Here is a 19,536-nt window from a genome sequence, read left to right on the forward strand (position 1 = left end):
AGGCCCGTCGCAACATTGTCCCCTCACGAAGCCGTCTCCGTGGGATTCCTCGTCGAGCCAATCAGAAAAATTTCCGTCGTTGTGTCGCGGAGGGGATATTGTCTTCTGCACGATACTTGGCGACGGTCCGACGGGCGATCAATACCTGCTGCGTGCGCAGTTTGGCGGCGATCTCTTCATCCTTCAGGGGCTTGCGCGCATCTTCCGCCGCCACTAGTTGACGAATCATTTCCCGCACCGTGAGCGACGACAGCATATCCGTCGGCTGGTCTGCCCGCTGCAACCCGGCATTGAAAAAAAACTTCAGTTCCAACATTCCCTGAGGACAATACATATACTTATTCGCCGTGACCCGGCTGATGGTCGACTCGTGCATGCCGATGTCTTCCGCCACCTGCTTCAACACGAGCGGTTTCAGATGCTGGATCCCCTGCTCGAAAAATCCTTCCTGAAATTTCACAATACTGGAGACGACCTTGACGATGGTTTTATTGCGCTGCTCGATGCTCCTGATCACCCATTGAGCTGCGCGCAGCTTATCATCCAAATAGGCCTTGGTCTCCGCCGACCCCGACTGCCCTGAGGCCATCAGCTGCTTGTAATAGGGACTGATGCGCATACGCGGGAGGCCGTCGTCATTGAGTAACACTTCCCACACCCCTTCGTTCTTGACGACAAACACGTCCGGCACGATGGCATAATTCTGGGTATTGGAGAAGGGCCGCCCGGGCTTTGGTTCGAGCCCCTCGATAATTCGGGTCGCTTCGAACACATCGTCCATAGAGATATTCAACGCCTTGGCAATGCGATTATATTGCTTCTTCTCCAGATCCTTGAGGTGGTGAAGCACGATCGCCTCCAGCACCGACCCTTTCAGCACGCCAGGCCTGGCGCCCAGCGAGCCGATTTGGCTTCGTCCCAAGAACTTCAACTGAAGCAACAGGCACTCTGAGAGGTCTCTCGCCGCCACGCCGTTCGGATCGAATCCCTGAACGTCCTGCAGTACCGACTCCGCTTCCGCTACGGAGTACTCGGTCCCCGCAACCAGTTCTTCCATCGTCATCCGCAGATACCCGTCATCGTCAAGGTTCCCAATGATGAGACGTCCGATTGCCTTCTCCCGATCGGACAAACCCGACAAGGACAATTGCCAGACGAGATGATCTTCCAACGAGGTGGATTTCGCGACGGTTTGCTCATAGGACGGAAACTCTTCTTTGGACGAGGAGCTGTACTCGGTCTCCCCCCTGCGCATATCCGTGTCGAAGTAATCCTCCCAACTCGAGGCTGAAAACTCCTCCGCGTTCTCGCCACTCTCCGCAGGCTTATCATCCGCTTCCCCGCGAGCCTCACCGGACACCGTGGTCGTCGTGTCAGGTTGTTCACGCTCCGTCGTTGCCGTTTCTTCGGCCTCCTCGGTCTCTGCGACCAATTCATCCAGCAAGGGATTTTCCATGAGGTGCTGCTGCAGGCTTTGCTGAAGCTCCAAACGTGACAATTGCAGCAATTTGATCGCCTGCTGCAATTGCGGCGTCATGATCAGTTTTTGACTGAGCCGAAGATCCAGTCGCAGCTTCATCGCACACTCACTCCCTGTCTGCTACAGGCGAAATCCTTCGCCCAAATACACGGCCCTGGCCATTTCGCTTTTCTCGATTACCCCGGGAGGGCCGGCCTCCAGAATCGTGCCCTCATTAATGATGTAGGCGCGATCGGTGATCGACAAGGTTTCCCTCACATTGTGGTCCGTAATCAACACGCCGATGTGGCGCTGTTTCAGCCGGATGATGATCTGCTGAATATCGGCCACGGCAATGGGGTCAATACCGGCAAAGGGTTCATCCAACAGCATGAACGACGGATTGGTTGCCAAAGCTCGGGTGATCTCAAGGCGCCGACGCTCGCCGCCAGACAATGCATAGGCCTTACTTTTTCGAATATGCACCAAATCCAGTTCTTTCAGCAACGTTTCTACTCGTTCCGCTCGCTCACTTCTCGAATATCCCAGCATCTCGAGAATCGCAAGGATATTGTGCTCCACCGACAACCGACGGAACACCGAGGACTCCTGCGGGAGGTAGCCGATTCCCCGCCTGGCCCGTCGATACATCGGCAAATCGGTAATCTCGCTCCCGCTTAGGGCGATTGTCCCCTCATCCGGCTGACACAGGCCCACCATCATATCGAAGATCGTAGTCTTTCCCGCGCCGTTCGGCCCAAGCAGTCCAACCACCTCACCGGCCTGTACGTCGAGCGAGACACCTTTGACGACTTTTCGTCCGCGAAAACTCTTCACGAGCCCGCTGGCAGCCAGTCGCTCCGGCACTCCGGCGGAAACAGTACTCGTGTCCCGCGAGAGGTGATTCACGGCCTTCATGTCGATCACCGCTTGCCACCGCTTTCGCCCTCGATAATTACACGGGAGTCGCCCTCGACGACACTACGATCTTCATCCAGGAACATGATGATCTGCTTCCCTGAGACACGAGTCCCCTTCTGCCAGGCGACCGGATCACCCGTCAGGACAATCTTCTTCTGATCTTCGTAATACACAGCTCTTTGGCACGTAGCATGGCCATCTTCTTTTTGGATGTTTACCCGCCCCGTGGCTTCGACCATTCGAATACTGCGCTCAGACACAGCCGGGGCGGTGTCCCGATCTTTTTGGTCTTGGCCAGTGGCACGCACACTGGGCGGCAGCTTTGCACTCGTTGCACCCGCGGGGTTTCTGCTTTCGGCACCGTTCCGGCTGGGATGAAACGATACCACCATGTGATCGGAATGCACGACCAGTCGCCCCCGAGTCAAAACCACAGACCCATCAAAAATTGCCGTGTTTTCTTGATTGCTGACGGTCATGGTTCGAGAAGTGATCGTCGTGGGTGCGGCGTTGCCCGCAGGCTCTTTGGACGGTCGAGTGTCGGCGCCATGCACCAGCGGAACGACAATTCCGCCACTAAGAAGCAGGCACCACATCCACCCGTACATCATCCAAGACCTGGAATTCCTCCGTGTCCATTTTCCCCAATAACCCTCTGCCGGTAACTTGCAATCCATGCCCTTGAATCGTGACATGGTCTGGAGTTTGGATTTCATGCCGCGCATCCGTCCACGCAAGATGATTTGTCTGAATGGTATAGCCACTTTGCATTTCAACCACAATCGGCGTGGTTTTGTTTGAAAGCTGAAAGTTTTTACTTTGAGTATCCAGCGTGCCTTCGTCGCCTGACAAGGTCAACTCTTTCCCCTGAACCCCATAGAGTGTGATGTGCACGTTGCTCAGGACAGCCCGGCTCTCCTTTTCGTACAAACGAGCCTGTTCCGCCTGCACCTTCCACTGAACCAGGTCGCCTTTGGTCTGGGTAAAGGTGAAATCCTGGATCCTGGCGTCGGCTGCCTCCTTGCCGACAGGAGTAACTGATCGTGACGATGCACCGGGATTCGAGCGTGTGATGAGCAAAAATCCGAGAAATGCCGCCAAAACCACACTGAGTGTGAGGAGACCTCGTCGAACCCAACGTTCCCACATGGAAAAAAGCCCATAATTTAAAGAGCTTCCCAGCCAAGAGCCTGGTGGCATGATAGTAGCATTCCAGGAAGTCCAAGTAAACAAAGCACCTGGCACTCAGCGGGGAAAATGATTGAGCGGCGGAGGGGAAGAAGAACTGGAAGGATCACAGGCCACGGCGACTTCAACGGCCGCCGTGGCACGTTTGCGTTTAGTTTTCTGCAGGAGCAGTCGACTTATCGGCCGTCTCTTTTTTCTCTGTCGCCGCAACATCAGTGGACGACACGGCTTTTGGCTTCTCCGGCCTGGTCACGAGTTCAATAGCTACCATCTCTGCCGCATCGCCAATCCGACGACGTGTGCGGATGATCCGCGTGTAGCCACCTGGGCGATCACGGAATCGAGACGCGACGTCACTGAACAATTTTGACACCACAGCCTTGCTGCGCAAGAAGCTGAGGGCACGCCGACGAGCAGGTAAACTTCCCTCTTTCCCGAGGGAAATCATCCGATCGGTGAACCCGCGAATTTCTTTCGCCTTCGCTTCCGTGGTTTCGATCCGTTCCTGCTCTAACAGCGAGGTCACAAGACTCCGGAACAGAGCCCATCGGTGTTTGGTTTGACGTCCGAGCTGTCGACCCTTCTTTTTGTGGCGCACGGTAGTCCTGTTCCTTTCTTACTCTGAACGCACGCCCGCATCGCCGGACGGCAAGGCGTCTACTTTCATTCCAAGGCTCAGTCCCATTTCAGTCAGGATTTCCTTGATTTCATTGAGCGACTTTTTGCCAAAATTCTTTGTCTTCAACATTTCGGCTTCAGTCTTCTGTACCAAATCGGCAATCGTTTTGATATTCGCATTCTTCAGGCAATTGGCTGCCCGAACGGACAACTCGAGCTCGTTCACGCTACGATAGAGATTCTTATTCACTTCATCGGACAGATCTTCACCGCCCGCAGCGGGCTTCGCATCAGTCCGCTCCTCGGGATTGATGAAGATATCGAGATGCTCGCGAAGAATGCCCGCTGCGTTGGACAACGCATCCCGCGGTGAGATCGTCCCATCCGTCCAGATTTCAAGAGTCAACTTGTCGTAATCGGTCATGCGGCCGACACGGGCGTTCTCAACATGAAAGTTGACTCGCTTGATCGGAGAGAAAATCGAATCGATTGCGATAACCCCAATCGGCAACCCCTCTTCCTTGTTCCGCTCCGCCGGGACAAACCCTCGACCATGCTTAATGGTCATCTCCATATCGAGCGCGGCATCCTTGTCGAGCGTGGCAATATGGAGATCTGGCGTGAGGATAGCCACATCCCCGTCGTGAGTAATATCGGACCCTTTGGCCTCCCCTGGTCCCTTCTTCTTCAGGCGAATCGTCTTCGGCTTGTCACCCTGCAAGGCCAGTCGAAGACTTTTCACATTCAAAATAATCGTCGTGACGTCCTCAGTAACCCCAGGAATGGTGGAGAATTCGTGTAACACGCCTTCAATCTTGACGGTTGTAACTGCAGCCCCTGTCAGAGAAGACAACAGCACACGGCGCAGAGAATTCCCCACCGTTGTGCCGAATCCTCGCTCAAATGCCTCGGTCGTAAATCTGCCGAATGTCGGGGAAAGAGTGTCCTTGTCGACTTCCACCCGCATGGGGATCTGAAAGTCTTTCATCGCTTTAATCATGACTCCCCCTTCATTAACTCGTGTGTGCCCATATATCGTTCAGCCATGGTGACGGAAGTCAGCAGACCAACCATGGGTTCCTACCGTGAATAGAGTTCAACGACCATCTGTTCGTTGACCGGCAGCACGATGTGCTCCTTGGTGGGCAAAGACCGGATGGTCCCCTTACACCCCGCCCTGTCCAATTCCAGCCATTCCGGAATACCACGGCCATCAACGGCTGCCAATGCGCCCTGAATGGGGAGCAACTCCCGGCTCTTCTGTCGAACTTCAATCGAATCCCCGGCTTTCACAAGGGCACCGGGTGCCTTCACCTTGCGCCCATTGAGCATCAGGTGGCCATGATTCACCAACTGCCTGGCCTCTTTTCTTGAGGCACCGAAACCAAGCCGATATACGACGTTATCCAGTCGGCATTCCAGCAAACGCAACAGGGTATCGCCCGTCACGCCAGCTTGACGCTCAGCCCGCTCAAAGATGCCGCGGAATTGACATTCTTGAAGTCCATAAATTCTTTTCAATTTCTGTTTCTCGCGCAACTGCAGACTGTAGTCGGATGTCCGCTGGCGAGCCTGACCATGCTGCCCAGGGGGATAACTCCGGCGCTCAATGGCGCACTTCTCGGTCATGCAACGAGACCCCTTCAAGAAGAGCTTTTCTCCCTCTCTCCGACACAAGCGGCAGACAGGTCCACTATATTTTGCCACGCTACTACCCCTCCTCTACCTCAACAACGTACGTACGACTGAACCGGCAACGACTGTATTTTTACGCGGTAAGACTGCCCTAGACACGCCGACGCTTCGGAGGTCGACATCCGTTGTGAGGAATCGGCGTGACGTCGCGAATCAAATTAATCCGCAGTCCTGCACTCTGCAGCGAACGAATGGCGGATTCTCGTCCTGCGCCTGGCCCGTTGACATACACATCAACCTGGCGCATCCCGTTCTCCATCGCTTTCCTTGCCGCGGCCTCTCCCGCTCGCTGAGCCGCGAACGGCGTGCTCTTACGTGATCCCTTAAATCCTTGATTTCCCGAGCTGGCCCAAACCACCGTGTTGCCGCTCATATCGGTAATGGTCACGATCGTGTTATTGAACGATGCCTGGACGTGCGCCACCCCGCTCTGGACAATCTTGCGTTCCTTCTTCTTCCCCTTCTTCACACTCATAGCATCTCCCTCAGCGCATGGCGCCTGATCGTTCTACCCTGTTACGCTCTGGAACCTGCGGGCTTTTGTGGCTTGCTTCCCACACCAGCACGTCTACCCTTACGGGTTCGCGCATTGGTTTTCGTCCGCTGTCCGCGAACAGGCAATCCTTTGCGATGCCGGAGTCCGCGAAACGTTCCGGTATCGACTAATCGCTTGATGTTCATGGAGACTTCTTTGCGCAAGTCGCCTTCGACCCGGTAGTCACGTTCAATGACTTCTCGAATCTTCACGATCTTGTCCTCACTGACATCTTTCACGCGAATCGAGCCATCGACCCCGGCCTTCTTGAGAATCTCTCGGGCCGCAACCCGCCCGATTCCATACACATAGGTCAACCCGATTTCGATCCGCTTGTCTTTTGGCAAATCTACGCCAGCAATACGTGCCATAATTACCCCCTAATTCCCCCGCTCACCCGCATCATAGACTGGCTCGCCCAGTGCCGCATTCCTGCGCATTTCGTCAAATGGCACCAGATCTTTGCAAACAGCTCGAGACGAGGCAGTCCACCTGGAGCTATCCCTGCCGCTGTTTATGGCGAGGGTTTGCGCACAACACGCGCACGACGCCTCGCCTACGGACGACTTTGCATTTCGCACAAATCGGCTTCACTGACGACTTGACCTTCATAGCAATTCCATTTCTCCACTACTTGAAGCGATAAGTAATTCTGCCCCGTGTTAGGTCATAGGGCGATAACTGTACCGTCACCTTATCGCCGGGAAGGATACGGATAAAATGCATCCGCATTTTTCCTGAAATGTGCGCCAAAATGCGATGACCATGCTCCAACTCTACGCGGAACATTGCGTTCGGAAGCGTTTCAGCTACCGTGCCGGTCACTTCTATAACATCTTCTTTGGGCACGTATTGGCAAACCTCCCCGTCTTATTGTGACAATTGTGAAAGAATTCTGGCAGGCCCACTTGGCTGAATGGCGATTGTGTGCTCGAAATGAGCCGACAAGCGTCCATCCTCGGTCACTGCCGTCCATCGGTCTTCCAAAATACGAACCGCACTCCCGCCCATGTTCACCATCGGCTCAATGGCGAGCACCATTCCAACCTGTAGTCGGGGCCCCTGTCCAGGACGTCCGTAATTGGGAACCTGGGGTTCCTCATGGAGTTGCCTTCCTATACCATGACCGACAAATTCCGTCACTACTGCAAACCCTGCCTGCTCTACATGAGTTTGTATAGCATGAGACACATCAGAGAGCCGATTCCCGACCACGGCCTTGGCAATCCCTCTGTACATCGAGTCCTTGGTGATCTGAATCAAGCGCAACGCCTCAGAATTCACCATCCCTACAGGGACCGTAACGGCAGAATCCCCATAAAAGCCAGAGACAATCGCTCCGAGGTCTAACCCAATAATGTCGCCTTCTTTCAACTTGCGCTTCGAAGGAATGCCGTGCACCACCTGTTCATTGACTGAGGCACAAAGGGTCTTGGGGTAGTTGCGATAGCCCTTAAAGGCCGGTATCGCCCCTCTGGCACGAATGGCCTCTTCAGCCATACGATCCAGATCATCGGTGGTGATTCCCGGGACAACCTGCTCTTTCAGTAACTCCAAGACCTCCGCGACAACCCGGGAGGCCTGCGCCATTACGGCGACCTCATCCGGAGTTTTAAATACGATCATTGAGCGCCAAGCCCGGCGAGCAGGGTAGATAGTCTGCCGTATACTTGATCCATCCGACCGGCACCATCGAGATGGCTTAAGTTACCCTTCTCCTCGTAATACGAGATCAAGGGCGCCGTTTGCTCGTCATACACCTTCAATCGGGCTTCGATCGTTTCTGGTTTATCATCACTCCGCTGGACGAGACTCCCGCCACATCGATCGCATTGCCCGTCAACCCTTGGTGGTGCAAAGTCTACATGGAACACGCTCTGGCATTTTTGGCAACTGCGTCTGCCACTCAGTCGCTGGACAACATCCTTCCTGGAAACTCGAAAATTCACGACACGATCGAGTTTCAACCCCTTCTCGCGCATGATAGTACTCAACTCTTCAGCTTGCGCAACGGTTCGGGGGAATCCATCGAGAACAAAGCCGTTTTTACAGGAGCCATCCGCCAACTTTTCTCGAACCATTCCGATAACCACCGTGTCCGGTACGAGCTTGCCGGCGTCCATACTTTTTTTTGCTTCTAGCCCTAGTGGCGTCTGATTGCGGACTGCCTCGCGCAACAGGTCCCCAGTAGAGATCTTCGGCCAACCGAATTGAGCCGTGACTCGATCAGCCTGAGTTCCCTTGCCGACACCTGGAGCACCAAGAAATACGATTCGCATGCGAATGGCCTTAGGTCGTGCGACCCCGGAGTTTTCCCTTTTGGAGGAACCCATCGTAGTTTCGGTTCAAGAGATGGGATTCAATCTGCTGAGCGGTATCCAACCCCACTCCGATCACAATCAAGAGGGAGGTGCCCCCGAAGTAAAATGGCATATTCAATTTGTAGATCAGGAATTCCGGAATGACACACACGATCGCTAAATAGATGGCCCCCGCAAACGTAATTTTCGTGAGCACCGAATAAATATAGTCGGACGTTCGCTGGCCGGGCCTAATTCCCGGCACGAATCCCCCATACTTCTTGAGATTGTCAGCCATATCAACAGGATTCATCACGACGGCGGTGTAAAAGAAGCAGAAAAACACTATCAGACCAACGTACATCAGAGTGTACAATAGGGAACCGGGAGCAAGTTGCGACCCAATCGCCTTGATCCATGGGGTTTCAAAAAACCCGGCAATAGTTGCGGGAAAGGCAATAATGGAGGATGCAAAGATAGGAGGAATCACCCCAGCCGTGTTGATTTTGAGCGGGATGTGCGTGCTCTGTCCACCATATACTCTTCGTCCTATGACACGCTTGGCATATTGAACCGGAACTTTTCGGCGACCACTCTCCAAAAACACGATAGCCGCAACAACGCCGAACATCACGACGGTCAAGGCCACCAACAACGGAAAGCTCAACTGCCCAACCTTGTATAAATCAAACGTCTGGGCCACGGCCGCAGGCAGTCTTGCGACAATGCCTGCAAAAATAATCAAGGAAATCCCGTTCCCGATACCCCGTTCGGTGATCTGCTCGCCCAACCACATCAAAAATCCCGTTCCCGCGCAGAGGGTGATGACTGTCATAAAACGGAACCCCCAACCTGGGCTCAGGACAAAAGCCCCTTGGTTCATCTGCTCGAGTCCTACCGCTATGCCAAACCCCTGAATCAAGGCAATGACGATTGTCCCAAAACGGGTATATTGAATAATTTTCTTTCGCCCGCGCTCTCCCTCTTTCGCCAACTTTGATAAATGGGGGATGACAACAGTGAGTAGTTGAAGAATGATCGAAGCACTGATGTAGGGCATAATGCCCAGGGCAAAGATCGTCAACCTCGACAGGGACCCTCCAGAAAAAATGTCCAAGAAACCAAGCAACGCTCCACCTTGCTTCTGAAGGAAATCAGACAAGGCTTCGCCATTGATCCCAGGCGTAGGAATATGAGCGCCGACGCGGTAGACAATCAGCATACCAAGCGTGAACAGTACGCGCGTACGGAGCTCAGGAATCTTGAAAATGTTTTGGAAACTGGCTAGCAAACGCTCAAACACAGGGAATGACCTCGGCCCTCCCCCCGGCTGCCTGAATCTTTGCCTCCGCTGATTTGCTGAATTTATGAGCCTGGATCACAAGTGGCTTTGTGAGCTCACCCTGGGCCAGGATCTTAATCAGCTCTCCTTTGCGTCGAACAAGGCCTTCATTCATCAAGAGTTGGGGCGTAATGGCTTCAGTCGTTTCGAGACCAGCCAAACTTTTTAAATTAATGATCGTGTATTCTGTGCGAAATTGATTGGTGAAGCCATACTTAGGGACACGACGGATCAACGGCATCTGGCCGCCCTCAAATCCCGGGCGCTTCCCACCGCCGGACCTGGCTTTTAATCCCTTGTGCCCCTTGGTAGCGGTTTTCCCATGGCCAGATCCAGGCCCGCGTCCAATCCGTTTTCTTTTGTGCTTCGCCCCACGGGAGGGAGCAAGATCATGCAACTTCATTGGGGACTCACTTCCAGTAAATAGCCTACCTTGGCGATCATACCTTTGACTTGGTCGCTTGCTGGTCTGAGAACGGTGGCATTGAGTTTCCTCAACCCCAGTCCTCTGAGGACCAAGCGATGTTTGTAGGGCGTTCCGATTGGACTGCGCTTTAGGGTGATACGAAGGCTCTGTTGAGCCCCTGGGGATTTCTTTTCAGTAGTCATTAGACATGCACCTGCGCTTCGCTGCCAAGTGTGCGCCGAAGTCGCATAATTTCCTGCGGATCGCACAGCTGTTGCAGCCCGTTAAGAGTCGCTCTGACGGCGTTGAAGGGGTTGCCCCTTCCAAGAGTCTTCGCAATAATGTTGTGGGCTCCGGCAAGCTCGACGACGGCACGAACGGCACCCCCGGCAATAATGCCGGTCCCATCCGCAGCCGGTTTCAAGAGTACGTGTTCAGCGCCAAAAAGTCCGTGCACTTCATGGGGAATCGTACCGGCCTTGATTGGGACCTTCACCAAATGTTTCTTGGCCTGCTCAACCGCCTTTGAAATAGCAACTGGAACTTCGGCCGCCTTTCCTTTGCCAACGCCGACATACCCTTGGCCATCGCCGACTACGACCAGTGCGCAAAAGTTGAAGCGCTTACCGCCCTTGACAACTTTTGCGACGCGGTTGATAAATACCACCTTGTCTTTTAAGCTTAAATCTTCCGGATTCACTCGCACAACGTCATTCTCCTTTAGGTCGTCTCATTTGCTACCAATGAATGGAGATCGGCAGCTTGCTAGACATAAGGTTCACCTAAAACTGAAGGCCTCCTTCACGAGAGGCATCGGCCAAGGCCTTCACGCGTCCATGGTATAATCGACCCCCTCGGTCAAAAACAACCGTGGAGACCTTGGCTGCTTTTGCGCGTTCGGCGATCAGCTTTCCAACGGCCTTCGCTCCCTCAATCCCTCCAGTCGACTTCACTGATTGGCGCAATGATTCATCCAGGGTCGACGCTGCCGCGACTGTGTGACCACGAAGGTCATCAATGATTTGCGCATAAATATGAGCGCGGCTGCGGAATACATTCAGACGCGGACGATCGCTCGTCCCAACCACAGATTTTCGGACTCGCTGTTTCCGCCGGGCTAGTTTTCTATTTTTCTCTTGGGTATTCATGAAATGCCTCTATTTGCCGGTTTTGCCGGCCTTTTTCCTCAAGACTTCGCCGGCGTACCGAATGCCCTTCTGCTTGTACACGTCAGGGGGTTTAATCGATCGAATATTTGCGGCGACCTGCCCGACCAGACGCTTGTCAATTCCGCGAATGGAAATCAGTGTCTGCTTGTCGACTTTGACATCAATTCCCTGAGGGACGGTATAGGTCACGGGGTTGATATACCCGACATTAAAACTCATTTCTCGGCCCTGAAGCTGAGCCTTGTACCCAACACCTGTGATTTCTAACGCCTTTTCGTAACCCTTGGTCACGCCTTGAATGATATTGCTGAGCTCAGCGCGAACCAAGCCATGCATGGCCCGAAGTTCCCTCGCGTCGCCCGATCGATTGACGACAAGATGCCCCTCGTTCACAGCAACATTCAAGCCATCGGCTAATCGCCAGTCAAGCTTTCCCATTGGCCCCTTGACCGACACAACACGACCGGCAACTTTAACATCTACCCCGGTTGGCACTGAAATAGGTTTCCGCCCAATCCTCGACATACGATCCCCGTTACGTTTCAACGACCAAGTTAGTACTCCGCGTCAAGTTCCTGCTTACCACACAGAACAAAGAACCTCTCCACCCAACCCTGCTCGCCTGGAATCAGTATCGGTCATGAGACCCTTGGAGGTGGAGATAACAGCCACCCCTATCCCATTCCTGACTTTTGGGACATCGTCTCTTCCCACATACACGCGACGACCAGGCTTACTGATTCTCCGCATTCCGGTAATCATCGGGCGCGCTTCATCAACATACCGAAGCTGAACTGAGAAGATCGGCAAACCCTTTTCCTTTTGCTCATCGTAGCCTAGGATAAAGCCTTCCCTCCCCAGAATATTGAGAATCTGCCGCTTCACCTTGGAAACCGGGACCTTGACGACATCTTGGCGACGGCGAGCGGCATTCCCGAGACGCACCAACAAATCAGCAATGGGATCAGTAATCATGAATTCCTCTTCTACCCTTACAGGCCACAGCCTACTCCTCTGCGGGGATTACCAACTCGACTTACGTACCCCAGGGATCTCTCCCTTGAGGCTCAAAAATCTAAAACAAATACGGCACATGCGAAACCGGCGCAAGAAACCTCGCACCCTCCCGCAAATACCACATCGGTGATAATCGCGGCACGAAAACTTTGCTTTGACTGCCGCCTTATTCTTTAGCGCTAATCTTGACACGCAACCCCCCTTAATCGCGCCCTACGGAATTTTGGAAAAGCTGTTCATGACGGCTACGCACGAAACGGCATGCCAAGGTGCTTTAACAGCGCCTTCCCTTCATCATTCGTCCGAGCGGTCGTGACGATGGTAATATCCATCCCATGAATGGAGGCGACACTATCATATTCAATCTCAGGAAAAATTAACTGTTCCTTCAATCCAAGAGTGTAGTTGCCACGACCATCAAAGGCCTTAGGGGAAATCCCACGAAAATCACGAATGCGCGGAAGCGCGAGGGTAATCAGTCTATCCAGAAACTCCCACATCCTTCGGCTTCGAAGGGTGACCTTGGCTCCAATCGGCATCCCTTGACGTAGTTTAAAGCCGGCGATCGCCTTCTTCGCTCTCGTAGTTATAGGTTTTTGCCCTGTGATAATCCCCAGTTCGGTAGCGGCACTCTCCAGCAATTTCACATTCTGGATCGCCTCGCCCATGCCGACGTTTAAGACAATTCTGTCGAGCCGTGGCACTTGCATCAGATTGCCATAGCCAAATTCTTTCATCAGAGCTGGAATCACCTGCTCACGATAGGTATCCCTCAGCCTCGGAGAGAACTGATGTTCAGTGCCCGCATCCCGGGACACTTCAGGCGAAGTCACTTCTTTCTTGCTGGACGATTTGGGCGCAGCTCCCTTTCCGCCCTTACCCTTCTCTACTTTTGCCATGAACGTTTTCCTGTTCCGACTATTCGACAGTTTCTTTTGACTTCTTACTCAGCCTGATCCGTCGCCCATCTTCTTGGCGCTTGATCCCCAACCGAGTAGGTTTCTTCGTTACTGGACACAAAAACATGACATTGGAAATAGACAGAGGTGCTTCACGCTCAAGTATCCCACCTTGCCGCAACTTTTGGTTAGGCTTCGTGTGACGCTTGATCATGTTGAGCTTCTCTACGAGCACCTTGCCGTTCACGGTATCGACCGACAGCACTTTGCCGGACTTCCCTCGCTCGCGACCGGTTGTCACGACTACAGTGTCGCCCTTGCGAATTTTTGTTTTGATTCGTGCCATCCCTACCAGAACCTTTCTTCCGTCGACTACAGGACTTCCGGCGCAAGCGAAATAATTTTCATGAACTTCTTCCAGCGAAGTTCACGAGCCACTGGGCCGAAAATGCGTGTTCCTACAGGCTCTCCTTGGGCATTAATCAACACACAGGCGTTACGGTCAAATTTGATGTACGAACCATCATCCCGACGCACTTCTTTGGTCGTCCGCACAATGACGGCTCGACTGACATCGCCCTTCTTGACACCCGCCTGCGGAATTGCTTCCTTCACAGCTACTACCACGATATCCCCAAGCGACCCATACCGACGCCGGGTTCCACCAAGAACGTGAAAACACATGACTTGCTTCGCGCCGGAATTATCGGCCACATCCATGTATGTGTAATTCTGAATCATGCCCTGCCCTACTCACTGCCGAAGAGTGCGATCCCTCGGCTGATGAAGTGTGATCCGCGGTTACTTTTCCGGTTGGCCCTTGACCATGACGCGCACAACGCGCCAGTGCTTGTCCTTGCTGATTGGGCGCGTTTCGCTCAACTCAACTCGGTCCCCGACTTTACACAAATTCCCCTCATCATGGGCCTTTAGCTTCGTGACCCGGCGGAGAACCTTCTTATACACTGGATGAATGACCGATCGCTCGACGGCAACAACGACGGTTTTATTCATCTTGTTACTGACGACATTTCCGTACCATTGACGTCGATGCTCTTGACTTTCCTTCATACGACCTTTCTCTCTTACTTCTCGACCGCTTGACCGGTCTGTCCCTGCAGCAATTCCAACTGGCGCTTGACTGTCTTCACCCGTGCGATGTCACGCTTGGTTGCGCGAACTTGCATAGGATTTTCAAGTCGACCAATGCCGAGCTGAAATCGAAAATTAAAGAGCTCTTGTCGCAGCTGCTTTTCCTTCTGTGTCAACTCTTCAATTGAGAGCGCACTGAGATCTTTCACATCCATCACATCACCACTCACACGGAACTACAGGTTACTGAAATTCACCGCGGATAACGAATTTCGTCGCAATCGGCAGCTTGTAAGAAGCTAACCGCAGGGCCTGCTTCGCAATATCCGGAGCCACCCCGCTCATCTCATACATGATGCGGCCCGGCTTCACCACAGCCACCCAATACTCAGGGTTTCCCTTGCCCTTACCCATACGAGTTTCGGCCGGCTTCTTTGTAATAGGCTTGTCCGGGAAAATCCTCGTCCACACCTGTCCGCCACGCTTCACAAAACGCGTGATGGCGATACGAGCGGCTTCAATCTGGCGACTCGTGACCCACCCCGGCTCAAGTGCTTTTAACCCGAACTCACCCAGCGTGATTGCCCCGCCCCGGTAGGCTTTCCCCCGCATGCGGCCTTTCTGCATTTTCCGAAACTTAACTTTCTTTGGCGCTAACACAAACCCACCTTTTCCTTGTCAAAGTTCTTTAGCCTAGCCGGCCAAGGGTGGCATCTGGCTTCAATTGAAGGGCGGGCAGCATTTCACCCTTATAGATCCAGGTCTTCACCCCGATCTGCCCCATGGTAGTATGAGCCTCGGCGAAGCCGTAATCGACCTCGGCCCGAAGGGTGTGAAGCGGGACACGGCCCTCACGATACCATTCGGTACGAGCGATTTCGGCACCACCCAATCTCCCAGCAACCATGATTTTGATACCTTGCGCCCCGAGCCTTAGCGCAGACTGCACACTTCGTTTCATAGCCCGCCGAAACGCAACGCGCTTTTCTAACTGAGTGGCAACATTCTCACTAACCAATTGGGCGTCGAGCTCAGGCTTTTTTATCTCCTTGACGGTAATATAAGCCTGACCGGCGTATTCCTTCTCCAATGCCGCCTTAAGCTTATCGACCTCCGCGCCCTTGCGGCCAATGATGATGCCGGGTCGAGCGGTGTGAATGATCACTCGAGTCTGATCGCCGGAACGCTCGATTTCGACCTTAGCAACGCCAGCATGGTAAAGCTTTGCTTTCACCATCTTTCTTATCTTGATGTCCTGGTGCAACAACTTGGCGTAGTCTTTATCGGCATACCACCGGGAACTCCAGGTATAGTTGTAGCCAATGCGGTAACCAATTGGATGTGTCTTCTGACCCATGAAGAATAACCCTCAGTCTAAATGTAAAAGCGTTAGCTATTCTGAGCGGTGCCCGGAGCGGCTACAGCGATCGTAATATGGCTGGTGCGTTTTTGAATCGAATTCGCACGTCCCATCGATCTTGCCCTAAAGCGCTTATAAATAGGGCCGCAATTGACGACGGCTTGTGACACCCACATGTCATCGCTATCACCCAACTCTTTTTGTTCGGCATTCGCGACGGCGGATCGCAACAATTTCTCAATTACCCGTGCGGCATGCTTAGGGGTATGCCGCAACATAGCCAGAGCCATGGGCACTTGCTGCCCTCGAATCATGTCGATCACAACCCGGGCTTTTCTCGGCGTTACTCGGACGAATCGTAAATTTGCTTTTGCTTCTGCCATAGCTGACTCTCCACCCACACCCGCCGACCCTCATCGGGCCAACTATTACTTACTTTAACGCCACTGCCTTCTCTGTCTTCGCCTGCCCGTGTCCTTTGAAAAAGCGGGTAGGCGCGAATTCCCCCAGCTTATGGCCAACCATATTCTCCGTGACAAACACTGGAATAAACTTCTTTCCATTGTGGACCGCGAAGGTGTGACCGATCATGTCCGGAATGACCGTTGAGCGCCGAGACCAGGTCTTGATCAGCTTACGGTCCTTGGACTGATTCATCTGCTCAACTTTTTTCAACAGATGATCGTCTACGAACGGGCCCTTAGTAATTGAACGAGGCATCTTCCGCTCCTACTTCTTCCTGCGCGCAATGATGAACTTATCAGTCGCCTTGTTCTTTCGTGTCTTATACCCCTTGGTGGGGGTACCCCACGGAGAGACAGGATGCGGGTTTCCTTGCCCGGATTTCCCCTCACCACCACCGTGCGGGTGGTCGACAGGGTTCATGACCACCCCGCGCACATGGGGCCGCTTTCCCTTCCAGCGCGAGCGACCAGCCTTCCCAACGATGACATTTTCGTGATCCACATTGCCGACCTGGCCAACAGTGGCCATACAGGTTGACAAGATTTTGCGCATCTCTCCAGATTTCAGGCGAATCTGAACATACGCACCATCCCGCCCCATCACTTGCGCCGAACCACCTGCACTGCGAATGAGCTGGCCGCCTTTGCCAGGCTTCAATTCGATATTGTGAATGGTAGTACCGAGCGGCATACTGACCAAGGGAAGAGCATTGCCAGGCCTCACCTCTGCGCCGTCGCCTGACTGAATCGTATCTCCTATCGACAGACCCACAGGCGCCAGAATGTACCGCTTCTCACCATCGACATAGTGCAACAACGCGATCCGCGAAGAACGATTAGGATCGTACTCAATGGCGGCCACTTTCGCCGGGATACCAGACTTGTCCCGACGAAAATCTATTTGCCGATAGAGGCGCTTATGCCCCCCGCCACGGAAACGAATCGTTTGACGGCCATCATTATTCCGCCCACCGGTTCTGAGATGAAACCCGGTTAACGATTTTTCAGGCTTCTTCTTGGTGAGCTCTTCGTCCCGGAGAGCGGTCATTCCGCGACGCCCAGGCGATGTAGGCTTGTAAACCTTAAGTGGCATAGCTGATTCTCACTTTACCGAGCAGTTTAAACGCTTTCGAAAAGCTCTAACTTCTCGCCTTCCCTCAACGTAACAAAGGCTTTCTTCCAATCCGAACGCCGACCAACGAATCGGCCCAGACGCTTCACCTTGCCACGAATATTGACAACATTGACCCTGGCAACCTTCACCTTCAAAAGTGATTCGACGGCCTGCCTTATCTGAATTTTATTGGCGCCTGGATGAACCAAGAACCCGACTGTGTTGCTCTGCTCTCGAAGGGCGGTAATCTTTTCGGTTAATAATGGCTGAATCAGCACTTGATGGAGGTCGCCCTTCATGACCACACCTCCTTCACTCGATCCAACTCCCCCTGAGGAATCACGAGCGAGCGACATCGCAGCACGTCATAGACATTGAGATCCTCTGGACGCAGGACCGTCACATTCGAAAGATTCTTTCCAGCTTGAACTACGTGGGAATTTTGATCCCCAACCACCAGCAATGCATGACCACCAATTTCGAGTTGCGCCAAGGCAGCTGCCAAGAGCTTTGTTTTAGCCTCAGCAATAACCAATTCCGCGACCACAATGACACCACCTTCTGACACCTTAGCCGACAGGGCGCTCTGAATCGCTGCGCGATATTTTTTCTTGGGCATCCCGACAGCATAGCTTCTTGGCTTTGGCCCAAAGACCGTGCCACCATGCCGCCAAACGGGTGAGCGGAGCGATCCCGCGCGGGCGCGGCCCGTATGCTTTTGCTTCCAAGGCTTCTTGCCCGAGCCGCTGACTTCTCCGCGTCGCAAGGTCGAGGCAGTTCCCTGACGACCGCAGGCACGCTGCATGACCACTGCTTCGTGAACAAGTGAACCATGGGGCTTACAGCCAAACACTTCGTTCGGCAAATCCACAGTCCCTATTTTCTTCTTCTTCGTGTCTACCACATCAACGATCGGCATAGATCAACTCTTCTTAGACTTCCGCACAACCAGGAGCCCATTTACACCACCGGGCACTGCTCCGCGGACAAACAACAGGTTTTCGTCTGGACGAGCTTCAACTACTTTTAGGCGCTGAACAGTCACTCGCTCATCCCCCATATGACCAGGCAATGCTTTATTCTTCCAAACACGAGAAGGATACGAGCTCGCACCAATCGATCCTGGAGCTCGATGAAACATAGATCCATGAGTCTCCGGACCACCAGCATAATTGTGCCTCCGCACAACACCCTGAAAGCCCTTGCCCTTCGAAACTCCGACAACATCCACCCAGTCGCCCTTTTTAAAAATATCAACCTTAATGGTTTCCCCGACGGCCACATCACCCATCTTGGGAAACTCTCTCAGCCAACGACTCGCAGGAGCCTGATTCTTCTTCAAATGCCCAAGCTCGCCGCGTGACAAACGACTGTCTTTCACTTCACCGAAGGACAGCTGAACCGCCTCATAGCCGTCACGCTCCCTAGTCTTCAACGACACTACTCGGCAAGGCCCTGCCTCGATGACCGTCACCGGCGCGAGGACGCTTTCGTCATAGATCTGGGTCATCCCCAGTTTCTTACCCAATAATCCGTTTGTCATAGCTTTCCTGTCAGCTCACAAAAAGATCGAAAACAACGCCATCAGAGCTTAATCTCAACATCCACGCCAGCAGCCAAATTCAACTTCATCAAAGAGTCCATTGTTTCTGGCGTCGGCTCCATAATATCCAAAAGGCGCTTGTGCGTGCGGATCTCGAACTGCTCCCGAGACTTCTTGTCCACGTGAGTCGATCGCTGCACAGTAAACTTCTCAATGCGAGTCGGCAATGGAATCGGACCCACCACCCTCGCTCCGCTACGCCTGACCGTTTCCACAATTTCCACCACAGACTGATCAAGCACGCGGTAATCGAATCCGCGCAACCTGATACGAATTCTTTGATCGACTTTCACGCTCAACTCCTCACATGCCGACCTGACGGCCGGAACATCACTACGCTAGAATTTCCGTGAC

The 19,536-nt window shown here is 53.3% G+C and carries 35 protein-coding genes; all 35 read right to left on the bottom strand.

Translation table 11 applies throughout. The features are described from left to right. Positions 1-61: 61 nt before the first annotated feature. The 35 genes from rpoN to rpsJ all read right to left on the bottom strand — a co-directional run bounded on the left by rpoN (position 62) and on the right by rpsJ (position 19,475). A complete protein-coding gene (rpoN, locus tag KJA79_RS10080) occupies positions 62-1,579 on the bottom strand; it encodes an RNA polymerase factor sigma-54 (protein ID WP_213041919.1) in 1,518 nt (505 codons plus the stop codon). 21 nt (positions 1,580-1,600) lie between these two features. Beyond that, positions 1,601-2,377: an LPS export ABC transporter ATP-binding protein gene (lptB, locus tag KJA79_RS10085; RefSeq protein ID WP_246507561.1), complete on the bottom strand. Its 777-nt coding sequence runs from the start codon at positions 2,375-2,377 to the stop codon at positions 1,601-1,603. A gap of 5 nt (positions 2,378-2,382) precedes the next feature. After that, positions 2,383-3,075 carry an LptA/OstA family protein gene (locus KJA79_RS10090; protein ID WP_343224248.1) on the bottom strand — a complete coding sequence of 231 codons (693 nt, stop codon included), beginning with the start codon at positions 3,073-3,075 and terminating at the stop codon, positions 2,383-2,385. Continuing rightward, positions 2,957-3,529 carry an LPS export ABC transporter periplasmic protein LptC gene (gene lptC, locus KJA79_RS22805; protein WP_246507563.1) on the bottom strand — a complete coding sequence of 191 codons (573 nt, stop codon included), beginning with the start codon at positions 3,527-3,529 and terminating at the stop codon, positions 2,957-2,959. The genes KJA79_RS10090 and lptC overlap by 119 nt, the downstream gene beginning before the upstream one ends. Positions 3,530-3,719: 190 nt before the next feature. After that, positions 3,720-4,166, bottom strand: a complete 447-nt coding sequence (gene rplQ, locus KJA79_RS10095) for a 50S ribosomal protein L17 (RefSeq protein ID WP_213041921.1) — start codon at positions 4,164-4,166, stop codon at positions 3,720-3,722. Positions 4,167-4,184: 18 nt separating this feature from the next. Next, positions 4,185-5,186 (bottom strand): DNA-directed RNA polymerase subunit alpha, encoded by a 1,002-nt coding sequence (locus KJA79_RS10100; protein ID WP_281412673.1) that lies wholly within the window; start codon positions 5,184-5,186, stop codon positions 4,185-4,187. Positions 5,187-5,266: 80 nt separating this feature from the next. After that, positions 5,267-5,893, bottom strand: coding sequence for a 30S ribosomal protein S4 (gene rpsD / locus KJA79_RS10105; protein WP_213041922.1), 627 nt, complete (start codon positions 5,891-5,893; stop codon positions 5,267-5,269). A gap of 79 nt (positions 5,894-5,972) precedes the next feature. Then, complete coding sequence (gene rpsK, locus KJA79_RS10110; RefSeq protein ID WP_013247912.1) at positions 5,973-6,356, bottom strand: 30S ribosomal protein S11; 384 nt, start codon at positions 6,354-6,356, stop codon at positions 5,973-5,975. A 41-nt stretch (positions 6,357-6,397) separates the two neighbouring features. Next, positions 6,398-6,787 carry a 30S ribosomal protein S13 gene (gene rpsM, locus KJA79_RS10115; protein WP_213041923.1) on the bottom strand — a complete coding sequence of 130 codons (390 nt, stop codon included), beginning with the start codon at positions 6,785-6,787 and terminating at the stop codon, positions 6,398-6,400. 127 nt (positions 6,788-6,914) lie between these two features. Then, the gene (gene rpmJ / locus KJA79_RS10120) at positions 6,915-7,028 is read right to left on the bottom strand and encodes a 50S ribosomal protein L36 (RefSeq protein ID WP_080878354.1); all 114 of its coding nucleotides are present in this window, start codon (positions 7,026-7,028) and stop codon (positions 6,915-6,917) included. Between the two features lie 18 nt (positions 7,029-7,046). Continuing rightward, the gene (infA, locus tag KJA79_RS10125; protein WP_013247909.1) at positions 7,047-7,265 is read right to left on the bottom strand and encodes a translation initiation factor IF-1; all 219 of its coding nucleotides are present in this window, start codon (positions 7,263-7,265) and stop codon (positions 7,047-7,049) included. Positions 7,266-7,286: 21 nt separating this feature from the next. Beyond that, entirely contained in the window at positions 7,287-8,042 is a 756-nt protein-coding gene (gene map, locus KJA79_RS10130) for a type I methionyl aminopeptidase (protein WP_213041924.1), read from the bottom strand. Next, positions 8,039-8,695 carry an adenylate kinase gene (locus tag KJA79_RS10135; protein ID WP_213041925.1) on the bottom strand — a complete coding sequence of 219 codons (657 nt, stop codon included), beginning with the start codon at positions 8,693-8,695 and terminating at the stop codon, positions 8,039-8,041. The genes map and KJA79_RS10135 overlap by 4 nt, the downstream gene beginning before the upstream one ends. Before the next feature lie 10 nt (positions 8,696-8,705). Then, positions 8,706-10,019 carry a preprotein translocase subunit SecY gene (gene secY, locus KJA79_RS10140; RefSeq protein WP_213041926.1) on the bottom strand — a complete coding sequence of 438 codons (1,314 nt, stop codon included), beginning with the start codon at positions 10,017-10,019 and terminating at the stop codon, positions 8,706-8,708. Next, on the bottom strand, positions 10,012-10,461 hold the full coding sequence (rplO, locus tag KJA79_RS10145) for a 50S ribosomal protein L15 (RefSeq protein WP_213041927.1): 450 nt from the start codon (positions 10,459-10,461) through the stop codon (positions 10,012-10,014). Before rplO ends, secY begins: the two co-directional genes overlap by 8 nt. Next, positions 10,458-10,667, bottom strand: coding sequence for a 50S ribosomal protein L30 (gene rpmD / locus KJA79_RS22970; RefSeq protein WP_213041928.1), 210 nt, complete (start codon positions 10,665-10,667; stop codon positions 10,458-10,460). The genes rplO and rpmD overlap by 4 nt, the downstream gene beginning before the upstream one ends. Further along, positions 10,667-11,170, bottom strand: coding sequence for a 30S ribosomal protein S5 (rpsE, locus tag KJA79_RS10155; protein ID WP_213041929.1), 504 nt, complete (start codon positions 11,168-11,170; stop codon positions 10,667-10,669). Before rpsE ends, rpmD begins: the two co-directional genes overlap by 1 nt. 76 nt (positions 11,171-11,246) lie before the next feature. Next, on the bottom strand, positions 11,247-11,612 hold the full coding sequence (gene rplR / locus KJA79_RS10160; protein WP_213041930.1) for a 50S ribosomal protein L18: 366 nt from the start codon (positions 11,610-11,612) through the stop codon (positions 11,247-11,249). A 9-nt stretch (positions 11,613-11,621) separates the two neighbouring features. Next, positions 11,622-12,158, bottom strand: a complete 537-nt coding sequence (rplF, locus tag KJA79_RS10165; RefSeq protein WP_213041931.1) for a 50S ribosomal protein L6 — start codon at positions 12,156-12,158, stop codon at positions 11,622-11,624. Between the two features lie 54 nt (positions 12,159-12,212). Continuing rightward, positions 12,213-12,608, bottom strand: coding sequence for a 30S ribosomal protein S8 (gene rpsH / locus KJA79_RS10170; protein ID WP_213041932.1), 396 nt, complete (start codon positions 12,606-12,608; stop codon positions 12,213-12,215). A gap of 48 nt (positions 12,609-12,656) precedes the next feature. Next, the gene (locus KJA79_RS10175) at positions 12,657-12,842 is read right to left on the bottom strand and encodes a type Z 30S ribosomal protein S14 (RefSeq protein ID WP_213041933.1); all 186 of its coding nucleotides are present in this window, start codon (positions 12,840-12,842) and stop codon (positions 12,657-12,659) included. Positions 12,843-12,895: 53 nt separating this feature from the next. Beyond that, the gene (gene rplE / locus KJA79_RS10180; protein WP_281412674.1) at positions 12,896-13,549 is read right to left on the bottom strand and encodes a 50S ribosomal protein L5; all 654 of its coding nucleotides are present in this window, start codon (positions 13,547-13,549) and stop codon (positions 12,896-12,898) included. 19 nt (positions 13,550-13,568) lie between these two features. After that, positions 13,569-13,895 (bottom strand): 50S ribosomal protein L24, encoded by a 327-nt coding sequence (gene rplX / locus KJA79_RS10185; protein WP_213041934.1) that lies wholly within the window; start codon positions 13,893-13,895, stop codon positions 13,569-13,571. Positions 13,896-13,921: 26 nt separating this feature from the next. Continuing rightward, on the bottom strand, positions 13,922-14,290 hold the full coding sequence (gene rplN, locus KJA79_RS10190) for a 50S ribosomal protein L14 (protein ID WP_013247896.1): 369 nt from the start codon (positions 14,288-14,290) through the stop codon (positions 13,922-13,924). Between the two features lie 60 nt (positions 14,291-14,350). Then, complete coding sequence (gene rpsQ, locus KJA79_RS10195) at positions 14,351-14,620, bottom strand: 30S ribosomal protein S17 (protein WP_213041935.1); 270 nt, start codon at positions 14,618-14,620, stop codon at positions 14,351-14,353. A 14-nt stretch (positions 14,621-14,634) separates the two neighbouring features. Then, positions 14,635-14,856 (bottom strand): 50S ribosomal protein L29, encoded by a 222-nt coding sequence (rpmC, locus tag KJA79_RS10200; protein WP_213041949.1) that lies wholly within the window; start codon positions 14,854-14,856, stop codon positions 14,635-14,637. A gap of 28 nt (positions 14,857-14,884) precedes the next feature. Continuing rightward, the gene (gene rplP / locus KJA79_RS10205) at positions 14,885-15,301 is read right to left on the bottom strand and encodes a 50S ribosomal protein L16 (protein WP_213041936.1); all 417 of its coding nucleotides are present in this window, start codon (positions 15,299-15,301) and stop codon (positions 14,885-14,887) included. A gap of 28 nt (positions 15,302-15,329) precedes the next feature. Beyond that, positions 15,330-15,998 (bottom strand): 30S ribosomal protein S3, encoded by a 669-nt coding sequence (rpsC, locus tag KJA79_RS10210; protein ID WP_213041937.1) that lies wholly within the window; start codon positions 15,996-15,998, stop codon positions 15,330-15,332. A gap of 32 nt (positions 15,999-16,030) precedes the next feature. Then, positions 16,031-16,384 (bottom strand): 50S ribosomal protein L22, encoded by a 354-nt coding sequence (gene rplV, locus KJA79_RS10215; RefSeq protein ID WP_213041938.1) that lies wholly within the window; start codon positions 16,382-16,384, stop codon positions 16,031-16,033. Positions 16,385-16,433: 49 nt separating this feature from the next. After that, positions 16,434-16,721: a 30S ribosomal protein S19 gene (rpsS, locus tag KJA79_RS10220; protein ID WP_213041939.1), complete on the bottom strand. Its 288-nt coding sequence runs from the start codon at positions 16,719-16,721 to the stop codon at positions 16,434-16,436. Between the two features lie 9 nt (positions 16,722-16,730). After that, the gene (rplB, locus tag KJA79_RS10225; RefSeq protein ID WP_213041940.1) at positions 16,731-17,558 is read right to left on the bottom strand and encodes a 50S ribosomal protein L2; all 828 of its coding nucleotides are present in this window, start codon (positions 17,556-17,558) and stop codon (positions 16,731-16,733) included. A gap of 26 nt (positions 17,559-17,584) precedes the next feature. Continuing rightward, a complete protein-coding gene (locus KJA79_RS10230; RefSeq protein WP_213041941.1) occupies positions 17,585-17,878 on the bottom strand; it encodes a 50S ribosomal protein L23 in 294 nt (97 codons plus the stop codon). Then, positions 17,875-18,498, bottom strand: a complete 624-nt coding sequence (rplD, locus tag KJA79_RS10235) for a 50S ribosomal protein L4 (protein ID WP_213041942.1) — start codon at positions 18,496-18,498, stop codon at positions 17,875-17,877. The genes KJA79_RS10230 and rplD overlap by 4 nt, the downstream gene beginning before the upstream one ends. A gap of 3 nt (positions 18,499-18,501) precedes the next feature. After that, the gene (gene rplC / locus KJA79_RS10240) at positions 18,502-19,122 is read right to left on the bottom strand and encodes a 50S ribosomal protein L3 (protein WP_213041943.1); all 621 of its coding nucleotides are present in this window, start codon (positions 19,120-19,122) and stop codon (positions 18,502-18,504) included. Between the two features lie 41 nt (positions 19,123-19,163). Further along, positions 19,164-19,475: a 30S ribosomal protein S10 gene (gene rpsJ, locus KJA79_RS10245; RefSeq protein WP_013247885.1), complete on the bottom strand. Its 312-nt coding sequence runs from the start codon at positions 19,473-19,475 to the stop codon at positions 19,164-19,166. Between the last annotated feature and the right edge of the window lie 61 nt (positions 19,476-19,536).

Origin of the sequence: Nitrospira defluvii (assembly GCF_905220995.1) — a bacterium.
Taxonomy (GTDB): domain Bacteria; phylum Nitrospirota; class Nitrospiria; order Nitrospirales; family Nitrospiraceae; genus Nitrospira_A; species Nitrospira_A defluvii_C.

Bases quoted from the DNA above. Each gene is read 5' to 3' on its own strand.
- rpoN (WP_213041919.1), bottom strand. From the start codon at position 1,579: ATGAAGCTGCGACTGGATCTTCGGCTCAGTCAAAAACTGATCATGACG.
- lptB (WP_246507561.1), bottom strand. From the start codon at position 2,377: ATGAAGGCCGTGAATCACCTCTCGCGGGACACGAGTACTGTTTCCGCC.
- KJA79_RS10090 (WP_343224248.1), bottom strand. From the start codon at position 3,075: ATGTCACGATTCAAGGGCATGGATTGCAAGTTACCGGCAGAGGGTTAT.
- lptC (WP_246507563.1), bottom strand. From the start codon at position 3,529: ATGTGGGAACGTTGGGTTCGACGAGGTCTCCTCACACTCAGTGTGGTT.
- KJA79_RS10100 (WP_281412673.1), bottom strand. From the start codon at position 5,186: ATGATTAAAGCGATGAAAGACTTTCAGATCCCCATGCGGGTGGAAGTC.
- rpsK (WP_013247912.1), bottom strand. From the start codon at position 6,356: ATGAGTGTGAAGAAGGGGAAGAAGAAGGAACGCAAGATTGTCCAGAGC.
- rpsM (WP_213041923.1), bottom strand. From the start codon at position 6,787: ATGGCACGTATTGCTGGCGTAGATTTGCCAAAAGACAAGCGGATCGAA.
- rpmJ (WP_080878354.1), bottom strand. From the start codon at position 7,028: ATGAAGGTCAAGTCGTCAGTGAAGCCGATTTGTGCGAAATGCAAAGTC.
- map (WP_213041924.1), bottom strand. From the start codon at position 8,042: ATGATCGTATTTAAAACTCCGGATGAGGTCGCCGTAATGGCGCAGGCC.
- KJA79_RS10135 (WP_213041925.1), bottom strand. From the start codon at position 8,695: ATGCGAATCGTATTTCTTGGTGCTCCAGGTGTCGGCAAGGGAACTCAG.
- rplO (WP_213041927.1), bottom strand. From the start codon at position 10,461: ATGAAGTTGCATGATCTTGCTCCCTCCCGTGGGGCGAAGCACAAAAGA.
- rpmD (WP_213041928.1), bottom strand. From the start codon at position 10,667: ATGACTACTGAAAAGAAATCCCCAGGGGCTCAACAGAGCCTTCGTATC.
- rplR (WP_213041930.1), bottom strand. From the start codon at position 11,612: ATGAATACCCAAGAGAAAAATAGAAAACTAGCCCGGCGGAAACAGCGA.
- rplF (WP_213041931.1), bottom strand. From the start codon at position 12,158: ATGTCGAGGATTGGGCGGAAACCTATTTCAGTGCCAACCGGGGTAGAT.
- rpsH (WP_213041932.1), bottom strand. From the start codon at position 12,608: ATGATTACTGATCCCATTGCTGATTTGTTGGTGCGTCTCGGGAATGCC.
- rplE (WP_281412674.1), bottom strand. From the start codon at position 13,549: ATGGCAAAAGTAGAGAAGGGTAAGGGCGGAAAGGGAGCTGCGCCCAAA.
- rplX (WP_213041934.1), bottom strand. From the start codon at position 13,895: ATGGCACGAATCAAAACAAAAATTCGCAAGGGCGACACTGTAGTCGTG.
- rplN (WP_013247896.1), bottom strand. From the start codon at position 14,290: ATGATTCAGAATTACACATACATGGATGTGGCCGATAATTCCGGCGCG.
- rpsQ (WP_213041935.1), bottom strand. From the start codon at position 14,620: ATGAAGGAAAGTCAAGAGCATCGACGTCAATGGTACGGAAATGTCGTC.
- rpmC (WP_213041949.1), bottom strand. From the start codon at position 14,856: ATGGATGTGAAAGATCTCAGTGCGCTCTCAATTGAAGAGTTGACACAG.
- rpsC (WP_213041937.1), bottom strand. From the start codon at position 15,998: ATGGGTCAGAAGACACATCCAATTGGTTACCGCATTGGCTACAACTAT.
- rplV (WP_213041938.1), bottom strand. From the start codon at position 16,384: ATGGCAGAAGCAAAAGCAAATTTACGATTCGTCCGAGTAACGCCGAGA.
- rpsS (WP_213041939.1), bottom strand. From the start codon at position 16,721: ATGCCTCGTTCAATTACTAAGGGCCCGTTCGTAGACGATCATCTGTTG.
- rplB (WP_213041940.1), bottom strand. From the start codon at position 17,558: ATGCCACTTAAGGTTTACAAGCCTACATCGCCTGGGCGTCGCGGAATG.
- KJA79_RS10230 (WP_213041941.1), bottom strand. From the start codon at position 17,878: ATGAAGGGCGACCTCCATCAAGTGCTGATTCAGCCATTATTAACCGAA.
- rplD (WP_213041942.1), bottom strand. From the start codon at position 18,498: ATGCCGATCGTTGATGTGGTAGACACGAAGAAGAAGAAAATAGGGACT.
- rplC (WP_213041943.1), bottom strand. From the start codon at position 19,122: ATGACAAACGGATTATTGGGTAAGAAACTGGGGATGACCCAGATCTAT.